Origin of the sequence: Neobacillus sp. OS1-2, from assembly GCF_030915505.1 — a bacterium.
In the GTDB taxonomy this organism is placed as follows: domain Bacteria; phylum Bacillota; class Bacilli; order Bacillales; family Cytobacillaceae; genus Neobacillus.
Genome location: NZ_CP133265.1, coordinates 4,283,128 through 4,307,269, shown reverse-complemented (window position 1 = coordinate 4,307,269; position 24,142 = coordinate 4,283,128). Strand labels below are relative to the sequence as shown.

Genomic DNA, 24,142 nt, shown 5'->3' with positions numbered 1-24,142 from the left:
GAAACTATACCTACCTGTTTTTTCTACTTTGTCTTACCAAGTTTTTAGCGCCTATAATTTTTGGTCTTAGGGTCATAGACCACCATGGTACCCGAATCCAAATGTCTTGACTATTATGATTCTTCACAGTTGTCATACCTAACAAGTAAGGAACACCAAAGGAGCGAATATTCAAAACATGAATTATAATTAATATCATTCCAAATATATATCCATATATACCCATAACTGCTGATAAAAACAATAAAAAGAACCGCGCTAAAACAACAATTCCTATCATGGTAGGGCTTAATAATGTCATTATCCCCGATAAAGCAGTAATGATGACGACAGGCGCACTGATTAACTTTGCTTCCACGACAGCCTGTCCCAACACTAATGTTCCTACAATATTAACAGCTTGACCTATCGGGGCTGGCATCCTAATTCCTGCTTCTCGAATAATATCAAATACTAATAGCATACCAATCAATGAGACAATGCTTGGAAAAGGAACGCCCATACGAGATGCGGATATACTAATCAGTAATGGAGTTGGCAGCATTTCCTGATGAAAACACGTAATGGCTAAAAAAATAGCTGGTAACCCCGTTGCTACAAATGCTCCTGTCATTCTGAGAAGTCTGTTAAAGGTTGCAAATATATAATTATTATAATAGTCTTCATTTGCATGCCAGCCTTCAATTAATATGTATGGTACTGTCAATACAAAGGGACTTCCATCTACGACAAGGGCTATCCTTCCTTCTAATAATTTTGCTGCAATCACATCTGGCCTTTCGCTATAACCAACGGTCTCAAATGGTGAAAATGGAGCATCGTCTATCAATTCTTGTATGTAACCGGAGTCTAATATCGCATCAAGTTCAATCGCATCCAGTCGCTTTTCGAGTTCAGTTATTATTTCTGTAGAGGCCAAGCCCTCGATATAGCATATACATGTTTTGGTATGCGTCCTTTTGCCAATCTCTTTAAATTTCATCTTTAGGTCCTGATTATTTATGATTCTCCTTATTAAACTTAGATTTGTCATAATTGCTTCAGTAAATCCTTCCCGTGGTCCCCGTACCACCCTTGCAGATTCGGGTTCGGAAATAGATCTCATTTGCATGCCTTTTGAATCAATAATTAAAGAAATGTCATACCCATTGATTAATAACACTGTATCTCCGCTAATTAAAGAACGAACCATCTTGTTCGTATCGTGTTCTTTCACTACATTATTTGAGACAATTATTTTATTTTGCAGTTCTTCCAAAAGTTGAATCAATGAAATTTCTTCAAATAAATTATTTTGCATAATTGGTTGGATAATATTTTCATTTATTATTTCTGTATTCACCATTCCATCCAAATAAATTACACAAAAAGTAACATCTGATAAAAATTTATTTTGAATCTTCCGTATTCTTAGGGTTTCATCTCCATTAAATATGTGAGTAAATAATTCAAGATTGGATTCAAGATTGTATCTTAATGATGCCTCTTTATTTACCTCCTGAATATGGTTACTATCGCGGTTTTTGCCGGAGTCCATTTTTCGTGGCATTTTGACTTCACCTACTTTTTTTAGTTACGCGTAGTATTTCCAACTTTGAGAAAACAATCGGCAATCATGACATGTTACTTTTCAGCTGTAGTTCATTTCATCATTTGGAGGATGCTCCGTTGCCCATAAAAAAAGCAAGACCTAATGGCCCTGCTTGTTAGTGAACATTCCATGTCTAGAGCTGGTCACAAGTCAAAATTTACTGGTATAAGGGACTTCTTTACTCCCCCTCTTTCAAATGCTCCACGAGTCTGCCAAGTAAATCGCTTAAAATCATTATTTCTTGATCACCATAAATATGATATGTCTGGGCATTAAAATCATTTCGTAAGGTTTTCAATTGCTCATAAACACGAATTCCTTCCTCTGTAATTTTCACCCTGGTTCGTCTTTTATCTTCGTGGTCTTGAAAAAGCGTAACTAAATTTGATTGCTGTAGTCGATTGATCATTCCCGTCATATTTTGTTTTGTTACCAGCATTTCTTCTTTTAAATCTCCAATGGAAATATCTCCTCTAGTAATAATGGTTCTAAGGATTACCCATTGCTGTATGCTGGTAAGTCCAACATCTGCTACCATCTTTGCTCCATATCTACCTAATAGATTAGATAGCCTAAAAAAATCTAACGTTATGTTTGTTTTTACATCTTCCATACAAACCTCCGCGTCTCTATTTTATTGACAATCTTAATAAAATAAATAAAATTAGTCAATGTGTTGACCAAATTACGAAGATATCTTAAACTAACTTAGTCAACATCTTGACAATTTACTGTTTTTTTATTCTATTATTTTTAAAAATGAAGGAGACAAAACATGCCAAAAAAAAGTACGAATCGTAAAATGGTCACCGTTGCGATGCTGGTTGCCATTCTATTAGTTGCCATAGATGTCACCGTCGTCAGTACTGCGATGCCGCAGATTGTCAGTGACCTCAGCGGGTTAAAGTTAATCAGCTGGGTATTTGCCATCTATACGCTTACCACTTCTGTCACGACACCAATTTATGGTAAATTAGCTGATTTATTCGGCCGGAAAAAAGTTTTTATCACGGGAGTGATCTTGTTTGTGGCTGGCTCGATGTTGTCGGGTGCAGCTCAGACGATGACTCAATTAATTTGGTTCCGTGCTTTTCAAGGAATTGGGGCTGGTGCGGTCATGCCGTTAACGTTTACCATCATCGGTGACCTTTACCCTGGTGAACAACGTGCCAAAATGCAAGGAGTATTTAGCTCAGTCTGGGGAATTGCTGGACTTCTTGGCCCATTGGTCGGCGGTTTCTTTGTCGACCAAATTAGCTGGCGATGGATTTTCTATATTAATTTGCCGGTTGGTTTAGTGTCGCTAGTGTTAATCACGGTCTTCTTCCATGAAACAGTCGATTTGAAAAAGGACCGAAAAATTGATTATCTTGGCGCACTTACTTTTACCATTGGAATATCAACACTATTATATACTCTTCTAAATGCTGGTCCTGGGCAGAAATATGCATGGAATTCAACAGCTATATATGCATTATTTGCTGTTGCGGTAATTTTTATCGTGCTGTTTGGCTATATAGAGACCAAGGTGAAGGAACCAATGCTACCTCCTTCATTATTTAGGATTCCTGTGATTCTCGTATCCAATTTCATCGGCTTCCTAGCAAGTGCTGTCCTCATTGGGGTTAATGTGTATTTGCCTATGTGGATTCAAACCATTCTTGGCCATAGTGCCACGAGCTCAGGCCTTACACTCATGCCAATGTCGATTGCCTGGCCTCTAGGTGCCACTTTTGCCGGGCGGTATATGTATAAAATAGGTTCAAAGTTTACAGCTATTCTGGGTGCCGTTTTGATTGCCCTCGGTGGAACCTGGCTGCTTGCGATCGAACTTGACTCACCATATTGGTATTTTGTAGGAATTATGATTGTCATTGGTCTGGGCATGGGTTATGCAACAACTCCTACAACCGTCCTTGTTCAGTCGGCGGTTGGCTGGCAAATGCGTGGAGCAGCAACTGCATCAAACACCTTTACGCGGTCCATTGGCCAAACAGTTGGGGTGGCTATTTTTGGTACAATTTTTAACAACTCGCTGATTACGTTTGGAAAAGAACATACTGGAGGATGGAGCAGAGGAGGTAATATTAGCGATGCTTTAAGTTCAGAAAACATGGACAAGCTGCCTGCAAGTGTCCTTACGATGATCCATGAGGGACTAGCCCATGGGATGCACCTCGTGTTTATTCTCGTGTTTTTTATTGGGGTTGCAAACCTCATCGCTACTTTCTTCCTTCCATCACACAAGAAGGTAATGGAGCATCAAGAGCAAGTACAACATTAAACGGAAAGCCGCCAATGATGATGGCGGCTTTCTTTTTTATAAAAATCTTCTCAGATTTCCTAGCGGGTTCAGATACCTATCCCTTTTATAAACACGCATTTAAAAATGTCCTCCTATATGTTATACATTTTGTTATGTAAACCTTTGTATAAAGTATTTTAAGGCCAAGGCGCGGTTATAACTGGACGTAGATTTCTTTGAAAAATAAACGGAAAGATTCCGTTTATTTTGGGAAATACCCATATTTCCTTATAAATAAAGGGAGTTTTTCCGGTTATATGATCAAAATCTTTGGATTTTGCCTTATTTTGGTCTTCTGTCAAGAAAGTAGACACAAAAGTTTGAGATATTCTTTATTAAAAAACACTACCGCGCTTCGCTTGCTGGGGTATTCAAAATGATCAATTAAAAATGCCTAATTGATCATTTTGAATACCTAAAGGGAATTTATGAGATATATTCTGGCTCATTTTGTAGATGCATTCTCTCGAATTGATTAGGTGAAAAATATCCTAATGTTGAATGTTTCCTCTTTTCATTATAAAAACTGCTTATATAGTAATTTATAGCCTTTACAGCTTCTGCTCTAGTCGCAAATTTCCTCCTGTAGATCAATTCCTTCTTGATTGTGGCGTGGAATGACTCGATACACGCGTTATCGTAAGGATCGCCTTTTTTACTCATACTAATTTGCATTTTGTTTTCCTTCAGGATGTCTGTATAGTCACTAGAACAATATTGAGAACCTCGATCCGAATGATGGATTAACCCTTCATCCGGCTGCCTGGAAATAAGCGCCGTATTTAAAGTTTGGATAGACAACTCTTTTTTCATGTGAGCAGCCATACTCCAACCCACGATTTTTCTTGAGAATAAATCCATGATAGTTGATAAATAAACCCATCCCTCAATCGTCCAAATGTAGGTAATATCCGTAACCCATATCCGATTAGGTTCGTTTACATTGAATTGACGTTTGACCAGGTTAGGATAGATCTTTTGATCATGGTTTGAATCAGTTGTTACTACGTATTTTCCTTTTGGGGAAGCTGATAACCCTAATTTCTGCATGATACGTGCCACTGTTTTCTGAGAGACATTATAACCCCATTCTACCAGGTCAGCGTGTACTCTTGGGCTACCATAAGCTCCTTGACTTTCATAAAAGGATTTACATATTTTCTGTTCAATCTCTTTACGATAAATTTCTTTTTCAGATTGAGGCTGATTTTGGGCGCGTAGCCATTTATAATACCCACTCTTGGAAACTTCAAGTACCATGCACATCTTCACAATGTTGTGTTCATCCGTATGGGCCTGAATGAAGCTATACTTTACGCTTGGTTTTTCGTGAAGATGTGCATGGCCTTTTTTAAGATTTCATTCTCCTCTCGTAGCTGTTGTATTTCTTTTTCATGTTGTTTTTTCAACATCTCCAGCTCTGAAGGGGTAATATAGTTTTCTTTTGATTGATCACCCTGGTTTTTCTTTTTGTACGCTGCCACCCACCCAGATAAAGTCTTGTAGGAAAGCTCAAGTTCACGAGCCAGGTCTGATGCCTTTCGCCCTTCTTCCACAACTAATTTCGAAACGTAATCTTTATATTCCTGATCATGATGTTTCCCCATGTGTACACGTCCTTTTTAATGATGATTGTATTATAAACTATATCTCATTTGTCCGTGTCCACTTTTTAGACTAACTTTAATTTTGAGCCGTTAACCGGAATACCTCCGCTTATATCTGCTTCTTACACTTCCTCTTTATCCATTAACCGGAAATTCTCCGCCTATAAATTTTCATATCTACACAAAATCAATAATGAATAACAGAGCAAGAACCAAAGAAAAGCGTGGTGTTGTAAATAAAAAATGACCATCAAATTCACATACAAATTGATGGTCATTTTCATATACATTTTTTAGTTTTCTGATAGGTCCGTACCTGTTACAGATTTCCTCTGAATATTTATTTCTCAAAACCTCTACCTAAGGACTACCTGTTTTGTGCTTGCATCAGTTCATATATCTTACGCGTGGTGTTTACATTTCTTACCGTGACTTGTTTGTATATCCTTGATCCAACAATCTTTGACACTCCGCTTTTGGTAACATTTTTCTTGTCAACCGACCATAGGATCGCGCCAGGGACATATTTCACCGTATCTATTTCTGGCGTAACGATCAAATTCTTAAGGACAGATTCATCATCAATTTCATCCCACAAAAACATAACATCACTTTTCATGTCTTTGTCGTTTTTCCATGTGTCAGGAATTGCTTTAATGATTCCTTTGACATCGTCGATATCTCGTACGACTACTTTGATTTGAAATCCAAAATCTTTATGAATCGCTTCTTCCAATATACACGCTAGTTCATATTTTGAAAGGCCTTTGTATGAAAAGATAATATTGCCTGTATTGATGTATGTGACCACATCACACATTCCAGCTTTTTCAACTGATTGTTTAAGCAATTTCATGTCAATTTTATTATTTCCACCTACATTAATTCCCCGTAATAGAGCGATATAAACCATCACCTATCTCCTTTCCCCTTTTCCTTATTTATCCACTATATCATATTGGCTATACCTGTAGGTAAGTAAGGAAAAAAGGTTATCTCAACAATAAAGAAATAATATCTTTATTCGTGCTTTGTAGAGAACCTGGCATATCATCACGAGTTGATATCAATGCAAAGTATCGTGTCTCCTCATTATCTTGAAAAAAGCTATACCGTAATATGCTCTTTTCCCTTGCAAGGGTACGTATGATTTCATCATAGAAATGGGCCTCAGTCATCAGATCGGTTGTACTTAAGTGGAAGATGCCTTTTAGCTTATTTTTTATAATGAACCTTAGTTGTTTTGCCAACTGAACATCCAAAAGATTGCTACGGACTAAATTGCTGTACACATCAATTATTTTATTATTGCTTATGCTTTCTTTGATTAAGTTCCATCTTGGGGAATGACTCCCCCATATCGCCGGGATTCTGATAATCACTGCTTGATCTTCTAATCTATCTAGTAGCATATGCTCACAGTCAATTTTGAAATTCCCATAATCTGATTCTGATATAGGTATATCTGTTTCTGTGTGTGGTTTTGAAAAGTCACCGTCAAATACATTGGTTGTAGAAAAGAAATACAAACGACTACTGCTATTTCGTAATTCAATTGCCAATTCTTTATGAAACTTCAGTTGATGAGCAAAATCTCCTCTTATGCAAGAAATAACAATGTCGGGTTTTATTGAACGTATCATTTCCCTCAATTTATCGATTTGTTGAACTTCCAATTGGAACTGCTTATGATTAGGCAGATTGGTGAACGAAGTAGAATATGTTCCATAAAGGTCAAATCCATCTTTACATTCATCGATTAAAGCTCTTCCCACAAGACCACTTGCACCAAGAATAAGTACCTTTTCTATCACAATTTCCCCCATCCCATTCCCTCATTTATAATATTAAACGAATAACAACCTAAAAAAGATACGGCATAGTTTCTGAAGTTAAAAAAAAACGATTACCAGCTAAATGGCTTCGTTGGTAATCTTAAATAATCTAAGTATTTAACTGAACACCTGAATCTCTAATTGGAAGAAATAGTATATATCATTGTCCAAGATGTTCCTGAGTGACCACATTGTTCAAATCCGAGTTTCTTGTAAAGTTGTACTGCCTGAGAGTTTTTAGGGTCAACGCTCAAAGATAACGATGAAAAACCATCACTTGAAGCTGTTTCAATTAATTTTTCCATGAGCAGTTTACCAATTCCCTTCCCTCTTGCATTTTTCATTACAGCTATACCTAGTTCTGGTGTCTTATCATCAATATATCCATAACCTTTTTGATTTTCTGTATAAAGGCGATACCAAGCAGCACCAACCGGAAAATTATCCTCAAAAGCAATGATTGCTCGATCATCTTTTCTTCCCCATTCCTCACTATATTTTTTAAGATCTGGAGAATTTAATAGTTCTTCTTTAGACGGCTTGTTTTCAGGAATATGAATGGATTCATACATCATATCCGTTAAAAAGTCCAACAATCCATGCTCACACTGTTCCAAACTTTTTACTTGAATCAAAAGTTGATCCCCCCTAGTGTTTTTATACCCAATAACGCCTTTTCTTTTGACCTTTTAAGTGGAAACCATACATTTAAATGCTATCTATGTAAAAAAGCTTACTTCAAAGAGTAAGCTTAACCTCTATAAACACTGTCACATGTTCCAGGTTTTGGTTCATAAAAACAGTGCTCTTTAAATTGACCAGTATGTGGTTGACCGTACCATGTAGGAGGACACGATGGTGCCGTTGGATTAAAGTACCAAAGTGCATATTTAGCAGGATGATCTCTCCAAGAATTAATATTCTTTTGTGCTAATCTTCTTTCAGAAATTCTTGATCTTTGATAAAATACATTCCCTTTTTGCACAGCTTCAAAAGAATAATTACCACCTTGTACTTGAAATAATACATCATGAATATTGTTTACACTTTTGAAATCCAAGCATTGTGCAACAACACGATTTATTATGACATTCCCAACATATAACATTCCTTGCTGGCCTTCGCCTTCTGCTTCCGCCCTCATCATTCTGGCCATTTCATCTACATCATGACTTCTAGCCCTTACTCTTGGCATATCATCACCTCCAAAATTATTGTATGAAAAAAAGCCAACATTCATGTCATTCCCCATATAATAAGAATTCTTAGTTTTTATCACATACAATTTATAAGTAAAATGATGACTATTGCATTACTTTGATAGCTATCTTCTTTGTGAGTTGTTTTATTATTCACCTACTAAGCCATCACCATCTCGATCATCCATATATGGATATAACCAGTGATCACTCGTTATTGGCATACTATAACCTGCTGCTTTTGCTTCTTTAATTGTTACCTGTCCATTACCGTTTGTATCAACACTAGAAATATCTTTAGTTCCATTCGACTTATTCGAACTAGTTGAATTATTTGAGTTAGTTGATTTACTTTCAGTTAAGCCTAGAGATTTATTTATCTCATCAGGGTTGGCGTTATCAAACTCATCTACAATCTTATTCCCTTTTAACGTGTAAGTGTATTTATAATGAGAAGGAATCTGCGTTTCTGTATTAGGATAGGTGATAATTGCTTCAAAATGTGTAGCCCCACCGGCTTTACGAATGGCGTCTTCCATATATGCCTGATCACCATGTCGGTTAAGCGTACTTTCTTGTGGAGTAATATTGTAAGCATTGGATACTCCGCCGAGAGAATCTGCAATGATATGTCCTTCGTCTAAATCTGCTCTTTCTACACCAGGAACTTTTGCTTCATCCGCGTAGTATCTGCCAGACGATGTTACAGGTTCGGTACGATCATCTTGTAGAACGATTTCGTCAGCAATGACACGAACTAATTGCCCGTGGTCATTCGTAAAGGCCCAATACTCTCTGTCTCCAAAACCAATGTCAACGACAGCGTTAGGTTCGCGATGTCCAGACAAATCTCCACCATCAACTTCAATACGTTTGTAACCTTTAAACAGTTGATCTTTTGATTCAGTTGATGTTTCCTCTACTACTTGTTTTTCAGTCGTAGTTATTTCTTTTTCACTTTTATTTGTAGTTACTTCTTGTGAATCAACTTTCCCGGCAGTATTCGATACATCTTCTACGTTAGTACAACCAACTATTAAGATGGCAGTTAAAAGGAAGAGTAAATAGTTTATTTTCTTTTTCATTTTAGGACTCCTTATCGTATTTTTTACGGAACAATCTAGAAATCTTTGAATAAACCATAAATTAACATTATAAACCTATTTATAATAGTATATAACAATATTAATCTTATGGTAAGAGAGAACCCTCACATTTACCAGGGGAGGAAAAAATAGCCTCATCGGTTACTTAGTTCGGTGTAAATTAGTCGAGTCCATTGAAAAACAAAATGGACTTTCCCGTGATGCCGGAAAAGCCCATTTAAACAAAATATTCTTCTATAAAATCAATTAGAAAGCCCAATTTCCTTTACGGAAAATTGGCTCACGTGTACCATCAGGTAATTCACCATCAATCTCCATATCCGCACAACCAATCATGAAATCAACATGAGTTATACTCGAATTTAGTTCTACTTCCTTAAGTTGCTCTTTCGTCATGTTCTCTCCATCTTCAATACAGTTAGGGAAACCGAACCCTAATGCTAAATGGTTTGCAGCATTTTCATCAAATAATGTATTTAGGAAAAGGATGTTTGTGTTAGAAATAGGCGAGTCATGTGGCACCAGGGCGATTTCACCAAGATAATGGGAGCCTTCATCTGTTTGTACCAGGTTCTTTAATACTTCTTCGCCCTTCTTAGCTGTAACATCCACAATTCTACCATTCTCAAAAGTTAATTTGAACTCATCAATTAAATTACCCGCATAACTAAGTGGTTTTTTACTCGAAACGACACCATTCACACCTGAACGTAATGGCGAAGTGAAGACTTCCTCAGTTGGCATATTTGCAACAAATGGAACACCATGACGATTTTCGGTTCCACCACTTCTCCAAAGATGTCGAGGATGAAGCTCAATCGATAGATCTGTGCCTTCCGCTTTATAATGTAATTTCTTATATTTCTTTTCATTTAAATAAGTGGCTTTTTGGAGCAAGTTTCCAATATGATCTTTCCATACCATTACAGGTTCACTTTCCCCTACACGTACTGAATTGAAGATGGCATCCCAAAGTTTGTCTAGGCTATTTGTTTCGCCTGTAAAAACCTTATCTGCCCAGGCTTGACTTGGAGCAGCGCAGATGACCCAACTTACATCATCTTGTTGTTCTCGCCATTTCACCATGGCTTCACCACTTACTTTTTGGTAATTCGCAATTCGATTTGGATCAACTTTTGATAATAAATCCGGATCCTCGGAAACGATAAATAAAAATGCCGCATCCTTATCAATCAACTTCTCGCGTTGAGTTCGCTCCCATTCGGGAAACTCTGTGAACACATCGTCTGATGCTCTCAAATACCGTGAGAGTGTAATTTCAGGATCAATATAGTCCACATACACATTTTTTGCACCAGCATTGTACGCCTCGTGAGTAACAGCTCTAGCAAATGGAATCGTATCCACACTAGCTCTTACATAAAGGACTTGGTTCGGTTGAACGTTTAATCCCACTTTTACAACCAATTCTGCATAGCTTTTTAATTTTTCCTCAAACGTTTTCAAAAATATCGCTCCATTCATTGTTAATTTATCATGAGTACTGTTGAAGATTGTATTTTATACTCTTATTCATAAAAAACCACCTTGTGGGGATTATTTACGTTTATATTTATTCCACATTTTTGGCTTAATTTCCTTCTTTACCTATCCTGCTCTATTTTTTCAAAGGAAAATCCGTTTCCTCGGATTGTCGAAACTCACCTTGAATGTATAGCTTTTTGTACATCAACTATAAGTAAAGGATCGCCGCAGCGATCCCTATCTTTAACTCTTGCCCACTATAGTTTTTAGTGTAATAGTTCACATATTTTCTAATGAATATTATTCTTTCTGAAATTGCCACCCTTCACTTCGGCCATATCATATACTGTAACAAAAGATTTTGGGTCTATTTCGCTAATAATTTCTTTTAGTTTCGTTTCTTCTAAGCGATTAATGACACAGGTGATTTCAATAAATCTTTCGTGAGAATATCCACCATAAACCTCATTAAACGTTGCACTTCTTCCTAGGCGGTCACGAATAGTCTTTACCATTAATTCAGGACTGGTTGTGATAATTTTAAAGGTTTTAGAACCACTCAAGCCTTCTTCTACAATGTGAATTACTTTAGATGCAATAAAGTAAGCAATTGCTGAAAGAATGGCTCCTTGTAAACCGAATACGCTTGAAACGATCATAAAGACAAATACGTTTAAGAAAAGAATAAAATCACTTGTTCCAAAAGGTAATTTTCTCGATAAAAGGACGGCAAGCATATCAATTCCATCTAACGCGCCACCATTACGCAAGGCTAATCCCATTCCAAAACCAAGGATAATACCTCCAACAACGGTTATTAATAAAGTATCCCCTTGAATAATTGCCGGTGTATGGTGAAATACCATTGTACCAACTGAAAGTGAAACAATACCAATTATCGAAAAAATGGCGAAAGTTTTTCCAATTTGTTTATAGCCTAACCAAATAAAAGGGATATTTATAATAGCAATTAGGGCTCCTAATGGCAGTCCAAATAATTCAGAAACAACAATGCTTATGCCGGTTACTCCACCATCCGATACGTTATTTGGGATTAACACGGTTTCCAGCCCATATGCTGCTATAAACCCCCCAAGAATAACTAAAATTCCTCGTAAAATCATTCTAAATTTAATAGTCCTTTGCTTTTGGGTTACGCTCATATAATTCCTCTTTTCCTATGCTTTTGTATTTAAGCATACCATAAATCTTCTTGAACTTTTAAGTTTGAAACCGTTTAGGCAGAAAAAAACGAGATCGTTCTCAGCGATCCCATCCTAGGCCCCGTTTGTTTAAGTAATAAGCTGGTTTCGTGCAATAAGAAAAAGGTTGCCGCGGCAACCTGGTTTTAAAGTAAAGCTCAATAGAATTTTCGTGCTATTCTTTACATGGATGTTTTTAAATTAGAATACATTAATGAAACCTCCATATTTTTTAAAATGTATTTTCCAAACAGTAAGGAGGTTGAAACACTTATAGTCCAAGAAGCTGCTTTTTTTTAGCTTCGAATTCTTCTTCGGTAATGATTCCAGAATCTAAAAGTTCTTTAAATTTTAAAATCTCTTCAGCAGAAGAAGTATTGGCAGATGGCTGTGGATTACTTTCTTGGGCATTAGAAACCCTTAAATTGTCCAAAACTTCGTGAATCGTATTGTTTATGGACGACGCAGAAGCTGAATCTAAAGCAATATTAAACTTCTCTTGGGGAGTATCGATCGTGAGAACGCCAAATATCATCCCTTTTTCGAAAGAGATATCGTTTATTCTTTCATGATTAACCGCTTTAAATTTCTCGCCAGTTAAAGACTTCTGACCAAACAAAATTCGTTTGTTGGTAATTGCATAAGCATAGTTACTATCATGTTTAGTAGGGGATTGATAATTGTGCAATCCGATAAAGGTCATTAATACCTTTTCGCCGCGAATTAGATTATCTTGTAAGACTTTGAAGTGTTTAACCCCCCACTTTTCGTTAAAACCAGAACCGAATTTATTCTCTTTACAATAGTTGTACATATTTTCGGCACGAGACATGGGGTCATCACCAAGTTTGTCTTCCTTCTCTTGAATAATCGCTTTGATTTCTTCAATGGTGATTTTATTCACATTAATGGCCGTAGCTCCCCCAACTTGTTTTAAGCAACTGGGACACAACCAGGCGTCTGATTTTTTAATTTTGTATCGATTAAGTCCAACTTCTTTATTACACACACCGCAAATTGCTTTCCGATCAAAGAAACCCACTATAACATCACCTCTACATTAATAAATGCTTATATCAATAAGAACATATATTTAACTAAGGTTTTCTCAAGTTCTTTAAATAAATGCATTGTAAAAGCTAAGACAAAGTAGAAAACATAAGTTATAGCATCCATTCATTTATAAACTAAGAGGATATCTTTGCTTGTTCGACACTATTTTGCTACTATTTAGTTTTTTTATACTGGATAAATTATAATCTTTCATCGTTTCTCTAACTAATGTAAAACATAATGGAGATACATTATTCTAACAGCTAACACAAACTTATCCTTTTCCGTATTATTTATTTAGATATCCATTCATATTTAATATCAGGTAAATTTTCTTCATTTTCGTGCCCTCTATCAATGATTTTAAATCCATTCTTTTCATAAAATCGTTGTGCGGTTTCATTTACTTCAAATGTATATAATGTTAATCCCCCGCTTGAATGTTCTTTTACCTTGTCAAGTAATGTTTGACCAATACCGATTCCTTGATAATCAATATGAATGTAAAGTTGGTTTATCTCCCTGTCATTATAGGCAATCATTCCAACAACTTTGTCATCCATTATCGCTAAATCTATTTGATATTGTTTGGGTAGTATATTATTTAAAAAGTATTGATGATTTTCAAAGCTATGAATTTCTTTCTGACCAATAGCTCGTTCCTTACTATCTCGCCACATTTTCACTGTCTGTTCAGCATACATCGGATTATACTGAGTTAGGATGAATTTAGTTTGATTCACCACAAAACCTCCTTAAGATTTGTTTACTGCTTTAGGACACTTAGAAGAATAGATAGAAACAAATACATAATAATCCTCTACTTTCACGACATTCGTATTCCTTCAAAACGGTTGGATCGCCCCATTAGGTAGACCGAAAAGCGGGAAAAACCTAAAATCCCGAATGAACAATATTCCTCAACTGGACGACCAAACTTTTAAACTCCTTTTCCCTTTCCAAATAGTAAAGCGATGCTTGTAGCAAAGGGTGATTTGGTTCCGCCTTTCTAACCTCCATCTGGATAAAACAGCAAATTTCTTTTAGCTCCGAACGATATTTGGCACTGGACGGAAGAGTCTCAAGGACCAAATCCATCTTCAAAAACAGCTCAGTAAGGATTTGTTCCTTGTCTATTTGGCGGTCCTCGAACCCCCAGCTTAAATACCTATCAAAAGAAGCCTGTTTCAGAAGAGGCTTTCGATTGGAATCCCTCATATGCTTCGAGAGCACATTGAGTTTGTCCAAAATGAAATTTGCCGTTTCCTCGAGCGATAACGATTTTTCTTCATAAACAAGCCAAAATAGATACTCCTTCAAAATCGCTCGATAGATGGAAACCATATCCCATAGATACGGATAGATTTCTTCGCCGTACATTTCCAGTAAGCAGTCTCTATGCCATCGGATGAGCCGCCCCCTAAACTGGTGTCTTAACGGTTGGAACTTGGGATCCTGTTGTATGGGGAGCTCGGTAAATTCGACAAGAATATGCTTGTACTCTATAAAATAACGAAAACGCAGAATGATCTGTTGCAGAAACTTCTCTTTTGAAGTGAGTTCTGGAAGTCTTGCCACCTCATCGACTTGATCAAAATAGATATTAAGGCATTGATTAAACACCTCGCTGAATAAGTCTTCCTTAGAAGGGAAAAATTTATAAACTGATCCCTTGGCTATGCCACAATCCTCAGCAATATCCTGTATGGTTGTTGAAAGAAAACCCCGTTCTTTAAAAAGCTTCGTCGCCGATTTTATAACTTCTTCCTTGGTCACACTCATAAACAAAATCTCCCCACTTGACTATTTATGAATTAGAGTACAAAATATTAAACATAAAGTCAATGACCCTGTGATTATTATTTATAACTTATGGTCAAATATAGACAACGAGGAGAAATAGGAAAATGGAAAAATTGTTGGATTTGCAAAAAACAGCGTTGGTTGTCATTGATTTGCAAAAATGGCTAGGTAGCAAATATGCCCCTTATTCCGCCGAGCAGGTTGTTTCTAATGCAGCGGCCTTGGCAGATGCCTTCCGTGAGCACGGCTCGATGGTTGCACTAATCCGAGTATCGAGCAAAGATATGAAGGATATCCCGAAGCCGAAGCTGGATTCACCTTCCCCACCACTAAATTTGCCGGAAGAATGGGATCAAATTGTCCCGGAATTGAAAGTAGCCGATACGGATCACGTCATCACCAAGAAACAATGGGGTGCTTTTTACGGAACGGAGCTCGATCTGCAACTGCGCCGCCGCGGAATCGACACTATCGTCTTATGCGGCATTGCTACCGGGATTGGTGTGGATACGACCGCTCGGGAGGCGTTTATGCACGGATATCAGCAGATTTTTGCTATCGATGCAATGACCGGGTTTTCCGAAGCGGAGCACGATCACGTGAAAAATACTATTTTCCCACGCATTGGGCGTACACGCACAACGCAGGAAATCCTCTCCGCCCTTGCGGAAGCATGACTTGTTCAGATGTGGCCTCGGAATTACCACTTGGTTCCTGGGGTCCTTTTTTTATTCAACAAACCTGCTTCATAGTTTAACAAGAAAAAAACAACCGCAGCGACTTCCATCATTTATTCTACGTCCCCCTATACTTTTTCATAAACTTGTCCTTTTCTTACAGTCTTTTATTTCAGAAATACGAAGATATCTACTTGTATTTTGAAAATTAATCAGTTACACTGATTATATGTTAAGGTGATTATATACGGAGGTGAATATTAATTTTGGAAAAATGGAATCAATCTTATGGATTTTTGCTCGGAAAGGTACTTCAGAAAATGGAAACTCGGTTTGCTGAGGGTCTTGCACCATATGATATTAACGCTAGACAATACGGGGTGCTTTTATTTATTAATGGAAACCCTTATTCATCACAAAAAGATATATCTGAAAACCTACAAATTGATCGGACAACAATGGTAAGCCATATCGATCACTTAGAATCATTAGGATTTGTAGAGAGGACAAGGAATCCTAATGACAGAAGGTCCTATAGCCTATTGATTACTTCAAAAGGGAATGAAGTATTAGAATCACGTTGGGATTTTCTAATCGATATAGAATTAGAAGTATTAGCCCCTTTAAGCGATCATGAAAAACAATTGTTGAAGGAGTTCCTTATTAAAATTTGGACTACACTATAAAACGGAGGGTACATATTTATGAATGCTCTTGATTATTTTAATGCACGATTAGAAGCAACGATTAGCCCTATGGATTATTTGAAATTGACACAAGTTGATCCAGAAAAATACTTTTTGATTGATGTAAGAAACGGTCCTAAACAGGTCAGAAGTTTAACAATTAAGGATGCTACGATCATTCCCCAACAAGAGCTGCCCGTTCGTTTACATGAAATTCCGAAAGATAAGGAAATTATTGTTTACTGCTGGGATGTCTGGTGTAACACAGCTGCCAAAGTAGCAACGTTTTTATTAGAACGTGGATATAAAGTAAAAGAGTTGACCGGGGGAATCGCGGCTTGGAAAGAGATGAACTTTCCTGTTTCAGATTCTTCTCAAGATGTTACCCTGTCTGATAGTTGTGGGTGCTGACTCTAGTGCAAAATACAGGGGCTATTCTTTTCGATTGGGTCATTTGGAGATCAGTGAAAGAGATTTCAACCTACTAGCAGAAAAAATGATTAATGAAAAAGGAGATTAGAATGTTTTAATCTCCTTTTTACTATAGTCACAAGAAACCACAACTAAAAATCCTTCTTCGGCATAACTGCCTACTTAGCTCAACAAGAAGAAGATTGCGTAGCGATACATATCTGTAACTCTTGTAGCTAATCGTTGGTTTAGCTTACTATCAAACCTAAAATAAATGGTGTAATGAGTAGCAAAAGGGAAAGACAAATTAGCATTAATGAAAAAGGCTTTGGAAGTTTTTCACTACCCTTTCCTTTATACCAACCAAAGAATTGTAGTTTATTCCTATATAAAACAAAAAGTAATAATAATATCGCTATTGAACTAAGCCAGGAATATCTCTCTGTTACATCATTGCTGGTATAAATATTTCCTATAATTGCCCCTACCAGGCCGCCAAGAAAAATAAATATAAAAATAATACGAATTAGCTCTAACATAAACCTCATTTTTACCTGCCTCCCAAAAGGCAATCCTCTAACGGAGTTTCCTTTACTTGACCATTTTCTCCAACAATTTAATAATCCTATTGTTTTGTTCAACTTGGATGTCACTATTTCTTTTTATCTTATACGTCCATATTACAAGAAAAACTATTACCAAAGGCAATCCGATTGTAAATAGGAATGACCCAAAACCCATTACTCCCATCATAAAAATCCCCACCCCTTTTTTCTAAATCATATCATATAGTAGATCCCAGTATCTTACATACTATGAATTTTCCTTGAACTACACAATCCGTTAATATGATAAGCATAGGGTGATTTATAAAATGCCATTTATAATGTTTTCAGGTTACCAATCCTTTTTTGCCTAAACAATCTTTAAAATCAGAATTGACCCTAAATTTTTGACATATATTAATAAGAGGTGAATGAAATGGATAAACATCTGAAACAAACATTCGATATAAATTTTTTAAAAATCGGCATAATTGCTAATGCTGGAGTTTTACAAATTGGTACTGGGGCAGGGACCATTCAGCGTTCCTCTCACATTGCTGGCTATACGACCATTGGCACTACATTAGGATCTCTTTCAGCTCCTGCCGTCCCACTTCAAGCACCAGTACGTCAAAAGTAAAAATTTCCCTCCTGCTTTTGCATTCATTTATTTTCCATTCTCATGTCGCAATTTGAATCCTTTGTTTTTCTGTATCATATACAATGAAGAGCAAGGGGACCACTTTGTTATGATTAGATCGAAGGACTTAAACGGTTTGAATTTGTTCTGATCAATAGGGAATAATCCACCATTTTTAAAAATGGTGGATGCCCTTATCACGAATTTAATTAAGCTATTAAGGAGAAAAATTAACATGCTTCAACTAATATTGCAATTCCTTGGCCTCCCCCAATACAGAGAGAAGCAATTCCGAACCGCCCGTTTCTTCTCTTTAATTCTAGGATAAGTGAATATAGAATCCTCGCCCCGCTTGCTCCAACAGGGTGTCCAAGAGCGATCGCCCCGCCGTGAACATTCGTCTTTTCCCGGTTTAATCCCAGTTCCCTCTCAACAGATAAATACTGTGAAGCAAAAGCTTCATTTACTTCCAACAAATCAATATCTTGTATCGTTAGATTTTCCTTTTTTAGGAGTTTTTGGATAGCCGGAATGGGACCGATCCCCATTAATGTTGGTTCAACCCCTGCAATGGCCCAGGAAACAATACGGGCCAACGGTGTTTTCCCATGCTTGGAAATAAAGGAGTCACTAGCAACAACAAGTGATGCAGCCCCATCATTAATTCCACTGGCATTCCCAGATGTAACCGTTCCTTCCTTATCAAATGCGGGTTTTAATTTTCTTAAAGCTTCGATACTAGTATTTTCCCGAATATGCTCATCATCTGTGATCAATAAACTTCCCTTTTTATTCTTTACTTCAACTGGAACGATTTCCTTTTGAAATACCCCACTTTTTCTCGCAGAAGATGCCCTTTGTTGACTTTGTAACGCAAATTCATCTTGTTCTTCACGTGATATTTTATATTTCTTTGCTATATTTTCAGCTGTAACCCCCATACCAATTCCACTATACTCATCCGTGAGCGTCGCCCACAACATATCATCTAATTGCGGACTCTTTATGCCTGTTCCGAAGCGGCTGCCATACATGACATATGGGGACTGACTCATATTTTCAGTTCCACAAGCTAAACCCGCTTCCCCCTCCCCTAACAAGATAGACTGGGCAGCAGATATGACTGCTTGCAAGCCTGAGCCGCACAAACGATTAACTGTTAAGGAAGGGCTTGTAATGGGTAGTCCTGATTTTAAGGCAATATGCCTGCTTAGATAGGAAGCATTACGGGCAGTGTGGATCACGTTTCCTACAACAGAGAAGTCAATATGGTCTGCTTCAATACCACTTCGTTTGATCGCTTCTTTACTTGCGGTTACCCCGAGTTCTGTGGCCCCCACGTCTTTTAACGATCCTCCAAATGAACCGAACGGTGTCCTTGCTCCTTCTAAAATATAGATCTCTTTCATTTTCTTCATCCTTTCTTATATAAATAGTATTGTCATCCCTTACCTAATTTGATTTTTCAGTAATCCCCAATCCTTTACGGGCCAGATTTTATTCATTAATAGGAATAAAACCCCCTTTTGGTTTTTCTACCCAAATAGCCACTCCGAACCATCTTTCGCAATAATGGTGCTGGGCGGTATTTACTATCTGAAAACTCATCGTATAATACCTCCATCACCTGTAAGCACACATCTAAACCGATCAAATCGGCTAAGGCTAGTGGACCAATCGGATGGCTTGCACCTAATTTCATGGATTGGTCAATTTCTTCAGCCGAGGCAACTCCTTCCATCAATAGAAAGACAGCTTCATTGATCATAGGAACTAACATACGGTTTACAACAAAGCCAGGAGCTTCATTCACTTCAATCGGTACTTTTCCAATTGAATGGATAAACTCTTTACTTCTCGTAACAATCTTCTCATCTGTCCGTTGGCCACGGATCACTTCTACTAGTTTCATAATGGTTGGCGGATTAAAAAAATGCAGTCCTATCACTTGATCTCGTTTTTCAATATACGACGATATTTCACTTATACTAATCGATGAGGTATTGGTAGCTAAAATCGTGTTTTCATCACTGATTGTATCCATTTGTTTAAAAACGGTACTTTTTATCTCCTTTTTTTCAGGAACAGCTTCGATGATGAGATCAAAACAATTATGTGGAAAGGTAGAGGTTGGTTCTAGGTGCGATAAAGTGGTTTCTTTTTGTTGTGAATCTATTTTTCCTTTTTCTACTAAAGAATTAAGCTGCTTTTCAATACCGCCCATTCCCTTTTCAAGCTGTTCTTTGGATTGATCGAACAATGTGACCTCGTGGTTATGGTGTGCAATGACTTGTGCGATTCCTGCCCCCATTGTTCCTGTTCCGATAACGAGAACCTTAGACATGCTCATTTCCTCCCGTTTCCTTTTTGTCTCATACTATGTAAAAGAAGCTACATAAAATGAAGCCGAGCAGCTGCAAATGGGCATCTACTCGGGCGCAAATAATGGTATGGTTCGATGTAAATTAACTTGTTACTTCACTGGTTGCCTCTGTATCCTTGACAATTTCCGAAGCAAATTTAATCTTTTCTCCCCAATTAATGGATCTTTGAATAACGACTTTTTGTGCCTGCGGTGATCCAGCACCATGCATACATTCGATAATCGGTGTCGAGCCTGTCATATTTTCAATCAGCCGTCCCATTTTAATTCTTTGAATAGGATCTACATTTTCACCGGTACGATAGTATTTATGAATATAAGGGGCAATCCGTGGGTTATCTAATTCTTTTTCAGATGGTAATGTGGCAACAAACCCACCTGCTAAATCCTGTGAAATCTTAGTTACTTCCGGATAATAACGGGCAGTGTTGAGTTTAGAAGTATTTGCCAGTACCGGATCAACAAAAGCCGTCCCACATCCAGATGTAGAACAATTAAAGGAGCAGGCAAGAGCTCCACTATACATGGTTTCAACTAAGTGGGCCATTTCTGAAAGCTTTTCCTTCACATGACTAGCTTTTGAGATTCCATGCATGTCCGCAAGAGAAGCTGTCGCTCCAATCAACACATCAAGATTTCCGGCCTTGCAGGCACCATAGTTTTGACGATGGTAGGAAGCGAAGCGGTCAACCAGTTTTCCGGTATACTTGGTTTCTTTATACATAAAAACACGTTCCCACGGCACAAAGACATCTTCAAAAATAATCAGTGCTTCTCCGCCAACCACACCATATTTGGCATTTCCTTGATCAATTTTTCCTTCCCATTTCCGGCTGTCATTCACCTGCCGTCCAAAAACATAGACAAGCCCTTTTTCATCGGCTGGAACGGCAAACGATATGGCGTAATCTGCATCGTTTGGCGTCATCGCCGCACCCGGCATCACTAAAATTTGATGGGAATTAACGGCACCGGTCTGGTGCATCTTTGCACCGCGAACCACAATCCCGTCTTCTCTTTCTTCTACCACCCTGACATACTGATCAGGGTCTTGTTGTTCGAACGGTCTTTTCGACCGGTCACCTTTTGGATCAGTCATCGCTCCATCTATCATATAGTCATTATTTTGCGTATCAATTAAAAATCGTTTAAATCGTTCATGATAATTCGTCCCAAGATCGCGGTCCATCTCCCATGTGGTTGAATAAAGAGTGATCAAGCCGTCCATACCCACACATCGTTGAAAGCAGGTCCCTGTTATTTGTCCCGCCACCCGTAACATCATCGCTTTTTTAACAAGATCTTCTTGATTCTGCGGAATATGGGTCCAGCGGTTTATTTTCTTTCCGGTCAGATGGGAGGTAGCACTGCCAAGTTCTTCGTATTCTTCTTCTGTCCCCAATTTATAAGTGACAGATGCTGCATTAATATGCGGCCTCATCGCTGGATGATCGACGACATTTTCAACCCTTTCTCCCATGAAATAAACTTCCTTCTTTTGTTTGCGAAGACTTTCAATATATTCTTCTTGTGTCATCATACATAATTTCCTCCTTTTCCCAAATTAATGAACCAACCCAGGGTTAAGTCGATTGAATATAATCCTTAACATTTAATTGATATTCACTTGCCCACCGATATAAGGTACTTGCCGAAACACCCAGCTTTTTGGCTGCCTGAGAGACGCTTCCACTATTTTTCAATGTAAAAATTAATGTATCTTTCTTGGTTTCATTTGCCAATGACTGATATAAATTCAAGTCATTATTTTCAATTTGGATGGACGAGCGAATATAAGAAGGAAGATGCTCCTCGGTTACAATCGATTCTTCGCAAAAAATTTCAATTTGCTCCATCACATTTTTGAATTCCCGTAGATTGCCGGGCCAGTCGTATTCCAAAAAATGGGTAAGAACACCATTACTGACCTTTTTGGTAGGAAGAAAATGGCTAATAAACAATTCAATATCTTGTTTCCGTTTATTCAAAGGAGGGATTTGTAGAGAAATAATGTTTAGACGATAAAACAAATCTAGGCGGAATTTATTTTCTTTCACCAATTGAAACAAATCCTTATTGGTCGCAGCGATAATACGGACATCAATAGGGTTTGACAAATGGGATCCGACTGGAGTAATTTCCTTTTCTTCCAAAACTCTAAGTAAATGAGCTTGCAGTTCGAGCGGCATATCACCTATTTCGTCAAGAAAAATCGTACCGCCATTCGCAACTTCAAATTTCCCCTTTCTTCCTCCCCTGGCGGCATTTGTGAAGGCACCTTCGACATAACCAAATAGTTCACTGGCTATGAGATCTTTTGGAATGGCCGCACAATTGATGGCAAGAAATGGTTTGCTTTGCCTCATGCTTTCATTATGGATGGCCTGGGCAAAAAGTTCTTTACCTGTTCCGCTTTCACCCGTTATCAGTATGCTTTTATCCGTGCAGGCTGCCTTTTGGGCACGTTTAATCGCCTGTTTAAACAGGGGGGCCTCACCAATGAGCGAAGAGAATACGTATTTTGCCTTCAGCTTATTGGTTTCCTTGTTTACTTTCTTTTTGAGGATGATAATACTACCTATATGTTCATTCCCATCATTAATTCCTCTCATGGTAAAAATCAACTTGTGTTTTTCATCATGGGGCATGCCAATTTCTTCCTGAAAAATAACTTCATTTCCTTGGATTGATTCTGATAGGTACATCGAAAATGGGTGTAAATGTTCAATATCTCTTAGCCTGCATTTGCCCACATTCATGGGTAGCTTCAATAAATGCGACGCCATCTTATTGGCCTGAATAATTTCTCCAAAGCGGTTGACAATGAGAATACCATCTGAAATAGAGTCAATTGCCGCATTGAAGTAGTTGTTCATCATATATTTTTCCTTCATGATTCCTTGCTGTTCCATCAGTTTTACGATGGTATCTGCGGCAGTTTTAACGAGTCCGAGAGAATGGGGATTGGCTGTTGGGATATAGCCTATTAACGTAATGGCTCCAATCAATTCATTAGTAAAGGGGTCGATAATCGGGGCGCTTGAACAATGGGAACTATGCCAAATGGCACAGTAATGCTCTGCGCCAATGATCTGAATGGCCTTTTCAGTGACCAAAGCGGTCCCGATTGCATTTGTCCCGATGGACTCTTCACTCATGTCAGCCCCAACCGTGAAGTTAATGGATGCAGCGTTCATGGCGATTTCACTGTCACCGCATAAATCAAGGACGATTCCATCCTTATTCGCAAAAGCAATTAAACTGTCAGTCCCTTTAACCATGTCAAATAAATCATCCATAAAGGGTCGAATAAGCGTCAAAATATTCTTGTTTTCTTGTTGAACTTTTATTAATGTCGTAAGGTCGCAAACCAAAGCTTGGTTGGCAAACGGGGTCACCCGGTGTTTAAGCGAGCGCTTCCATGAACTTAAAATAACAGGACGAATTCCTTCAACCTCTCTCTTCTTAATGAAGTAATTCGTCCACATATTCTTTAATGTTTTTTCCGCTTGGGACGCTCCAAAGTTTCGATAACTGCCTTTCAATGTGTAAATAGGATCCAATTCCAATCACATCCCGACAAATGATTTCCCAATTAATACAATTCGACAGTC

At 37.8% G+C, this 24,142-nt stretch carries 24 protein-coding genes; 5 read left to right on the top strand and 19 right to left on the bottom strand.

Going from position 1 to position 24,142, the window contains the following annotated elements; all coding sequences use genetic code 11:
- Positions 1-10: 10 nt before the first annotated feature.
- Together RCG19_RS21450 and RCG19_RS21445 are read right to left on the bottom strand one after the other, a co-directional pair.
- A complete protein-coding gene (locus RCG19_RS21450) occupies positions 11-1,549 on the bottom strand; it encodes a spore germination protein (protein WP_308108823.1) in 1,539 nt (512 codons plus the stop codon).
- A 220-nt stretch (positions 1,550-1,769) separates the two neighbouring features.
- Positions 1,770-2,204 (bottom strand): MarR family winged helix-turn-helix transcriptional regulator, encoded by a 435-nt coding sequence (locus RCG19_RS21445; protein ID WP_308108822.1) that lies wholly within the window; start codon positions 2,202-2,204, stop codon positions 1,770-1,772.
- A gap of 162 nt (positions 2,205-2,366) precedes the next feature.
- Between RCG19_RS21445 and RCG19_RS21440 the strand changes: the two genes are divergently transcribed.
- Positions 2,367-3,875: an MDR family MFS transporter gene (locus tag RCG19_RS21440; protein ID WP_308108821.1), complete on the top strand. Its 1,509-nt coding sequence runs from the start codon at positions 2,367-2,369 to the stop codon at positions 3,873-3,875.
- Between the two features lie 447 nt (positions 3,876-4,322).
- On the opposite strand, the gene RCG19_RS21435 is transcribed toward RCG19_RS21440, so the two are convergent.
- The 12 genes from RCG19_RS21435 to RCG19_RS21380 form a co-directional block, all read right to left on the bottom strand.
- Complete coding sequence (locus RCG19_RS21435) at positions 4,323-5,198, bottom strand: IS3 family transposase (protein ID WP_308111045.1); 876 nt, start codon at positions 5,196-5,198, stop codon at positions 4,323-4,325.
- Positions 5,199-5,209: 11 nt separating this feature from the next.
- A complete protein-coding gene (locus tag RCG19_RS21430) occupies positions 5,210-5,503 on the bottom strand; it encodes a transposase (protein WP_166239657.1) in 294 nt (97 codons plus the stop codon).
- Between the two features lie 367 nt (positions 5,504-5,870).
- Entirely contained in the window at positions 5,871-6,416 is a 546-nt protein-coding gene (locus RCG19_RS21425) for a DUF1697 domain-containing protein (protein WP_308108819.1), read from the bottom strand.
- A gap of 79 nt (positions 6,417-6,495) precedes the next feature.
- Entirely contained in the window at positions 6,496-7,329 is an 834-nt protein-coding gene (locus RCG19_RS21420; protein WP_308108818.1) for a sugar nucleotide-binding protein, read from the bottom strand.
- 146 nt (positions 7,330-7,475) lie between these two features.
- Entirely contained in the window at positions 7,476-7,973 is a 498-nt protein-coding gene (locus RCG19_RS21415; RefSeq protein WP_308108817.1) for a GNAT family N-acetyltransferase, read from the bottom strand.
- A 116-nt stretch (positions 7,974-8,089) separates the two neighbouring features.
- Positions 8,090-8,533 (bottom strand): cell wall hydrolase, encoded by a 444-nt coding sequence (locus tag RCG19_RS21410; RefSeq protein WP_308111044.1) that lies wholly within the window; start codon positions 8,531-8,533, stop codon positions 8,090-8,092.
- Positions 8,534-8,686: 153 nt separating this feature from the next.
- On the bottom strand, positions 8,687-9,622 hold the full coding sequence (locus tag RCG19_RS21405) for a DNA/RNA non-specific endonuclease (protein WP_308108816.1): 936 nt from the start codon (positions 9,620-9,622) through the stop codon (positions 8,687-8,689).
- 267 nt (positions 9,623-9,889) lie between these two features.
- Positions 9,890-11,110 carry an aminopeptidase gene (locus RCG19_RS21400; protein ID WP_308108815.1) on the bottom strand — a complete coding sequence of 407 codons (1,221 nt, stop codon included), beginning with the start codon at positions 11,108-11,110 and terminating at the stop codon, positions 9,890-9,892.
- Between the two features lie 308 nt (positions 11,111-11,418).
- On the bottom strand, positions 11,419-12,291 hold the full coding sequence (locus tag RCG19_RS21395) for a YitT family protein (protein WP_308108814.1): 873 nt from the start codon (positions 12,289-12,291) through the stop codon (positions 11,419-11,421).
- 310 nt (positions 12,292-12,601) lie between these two features.
- A complete protein-coding gene (locus RCG19_RS21390; protein ID WP_308108813.1) occupies positions 12,602-13,372 on the bottom strand; it encodes a PH domain-containing protein in 771 nt (256 codons plus the stop codon).
- 304 nt (positions 13,373-13,676) lie between these two features.
- The gene (locus tag RCG19_RS21385) at positions 13,677-14,126 is read right to left on the bottom strand and encodes a GNAT family N-acetyltransferase (RefSeq protein ID WP_308108812.1); all 450 of its coding nucleotides are present in this window, start codon (positions 14,124-14,126) and stop codon (positions 13,677-13,679) included.
- Between the two features lie 151 nt (positions 14,127-14,277).
- Positions 14,278-15,165 (bottom strand): TetR/AcrR family transcriptional regulator, encoded by an 888-nt coding sequence (locus RCG19_RS21380; RefSeq protein ID WP_308108811.1) that lies wholly within the window; start codon positions 15,163-15,165, stop codon positions 14,278-14,280.
- Between the two features lie 125 nt (positions 15,166-15,290).
- Here RCG19_RS21380 and RCG19_RS21375 point away from each other — a divergent pair, with 125 nt between their 5' ends.
- The 3 genes from RCG19_RS21375 to RCG19_RS21365 all read left to right on the top strand — a co-directional run bounded on the left by RCG19_RS21375 (position 15,291) and on the right by RCG19_RS21365 (position 16,960).
- Positions 15,291-15,863 (top strand): hydrolase, encoded by a 573-nt coding sequence (locus tag RCG19_RS21375; protein ID WP_308108810.1) that lies wholly within the window; start codon positions 15,291-15,293, stop codon positions 15,861-15,863.
- 266 nt (positions 15,864-16,129) lie between these two features.
- Complete coding sequence (locus RCG19_RS21370; protein ID WP_308108809.1) at positions 16,130-16,549, top strand: MarR family winged helix-turn-helix transcriptional regulator; 420 nt, start codon at positions 16,130-16,132, stop codon at positions 16,547-16,549.
- Between the two features lie 18 nt (positions 16,550-16,567).
- Complete coding sequence (locus RCG19_RS21365) at positions 16,568-16,960, top strand: rhodanese-like domain-containing protein (RefSeq protein ID WP_308108808.1); 393 nt, start codon at positions 16,568-16,570, stop codon at positions 16,958-16,960.
- Between the two features lie 248 nt (positions 16,961-17,208).
- Here RCG19_RS21365 and RCG19_RS21360 read toward each other — a convergent pair whose 3' ends face one another.
- The gene (locus RCG19_RS21360) at positions 17,209-17,508 is read right to left on the bottom strand and encodes a hypothetical protein (protein WP_308108807.1); all 300 of its coding nucleotides are present in this window, start codon (positions 17,506-17,508) and stop codon (positions 17,209-17,211) included.
- A 433-nt stretch (positions 17,509-17,941) separates the two neighbouring features.
- On the opposite strand from RCG19_RS21360, the gene RCG19_RS21355 reads away from it, so the two are divergent.
- Positions 17,942-18,145, top strand: a complete 204-nt coding sequence (locus RCG19_RS21355) for a spore germination protein GerPB (protein ID WP_308108806.1) — start codon at positions 17,942-17,944, stop codon at positions 18,143-18,145.
- A gap of 230 nt (positions 18,146-18,375) precedes the next feature.
- Here RCG19_RS21355 and RCG19_RS21350 read toward each other — a convergent pair whose 3' ends face one another.
- The 4 genes from RCG19_RS21350 to RCG19_RS21335 all read right to left on the bottom strand — a co-directional run bounded on the left by RCG19_RS21350 (position 18,376) and on the right by RCG19_RS21335 (position 24,091).
- Positions 18,376-19,554, bottom strand: a complete 1,179-nt coding sequence (locus tag RCG19_RS21350; protein ID WP_308108805.1) for an acetyl-CoA C-acetyltransferase — start codon at positions 19,552-19,554, stop codon at positions 18,376-18,378.
- Between the two features lie 95 nt (positions 19,555-19,649).
- On the bottom strand, positions 19,650-20,495 hold the full coding sequence (locus RCG19_RS21345) for a 3-hydroxyacyl-CoA dehydrogenase NAD-binding domain-containing protein (RefSeq protein ID WP_308108804.1): 846 nt from the start codon (positions 20,493-20,495) through the stop codon (positions 19,650-19,652).
- 115 nt (positions 20,496-20,610) lie between these two features.
- Positions 20,611-22,068, bottom strand: a complete 1,458-nt coding sequence (locus RCG19_RS21340) for a 4-hydroxyphenylacetate 3-hydroxylase family protein (protein WP_308108802.1) — start codon at positions 22,066-22,068, stop codon at positions 20,611-20,613.
- Positions 22,069-22,111: 43 nt separating this feature from the next.
- Entirely contained in the window at positions 22,112-24,091 is a 1,980-nt protein-coding gene (locus RCG19_RS21335) for a sigma-54-dependent Fis family transcriptional regulator (RefSeq protein WP_308108801.1), read from the bottom strand.
- Between the last annotated feature and the right edge of the window lie 51 nt (positions 24,092-24,142).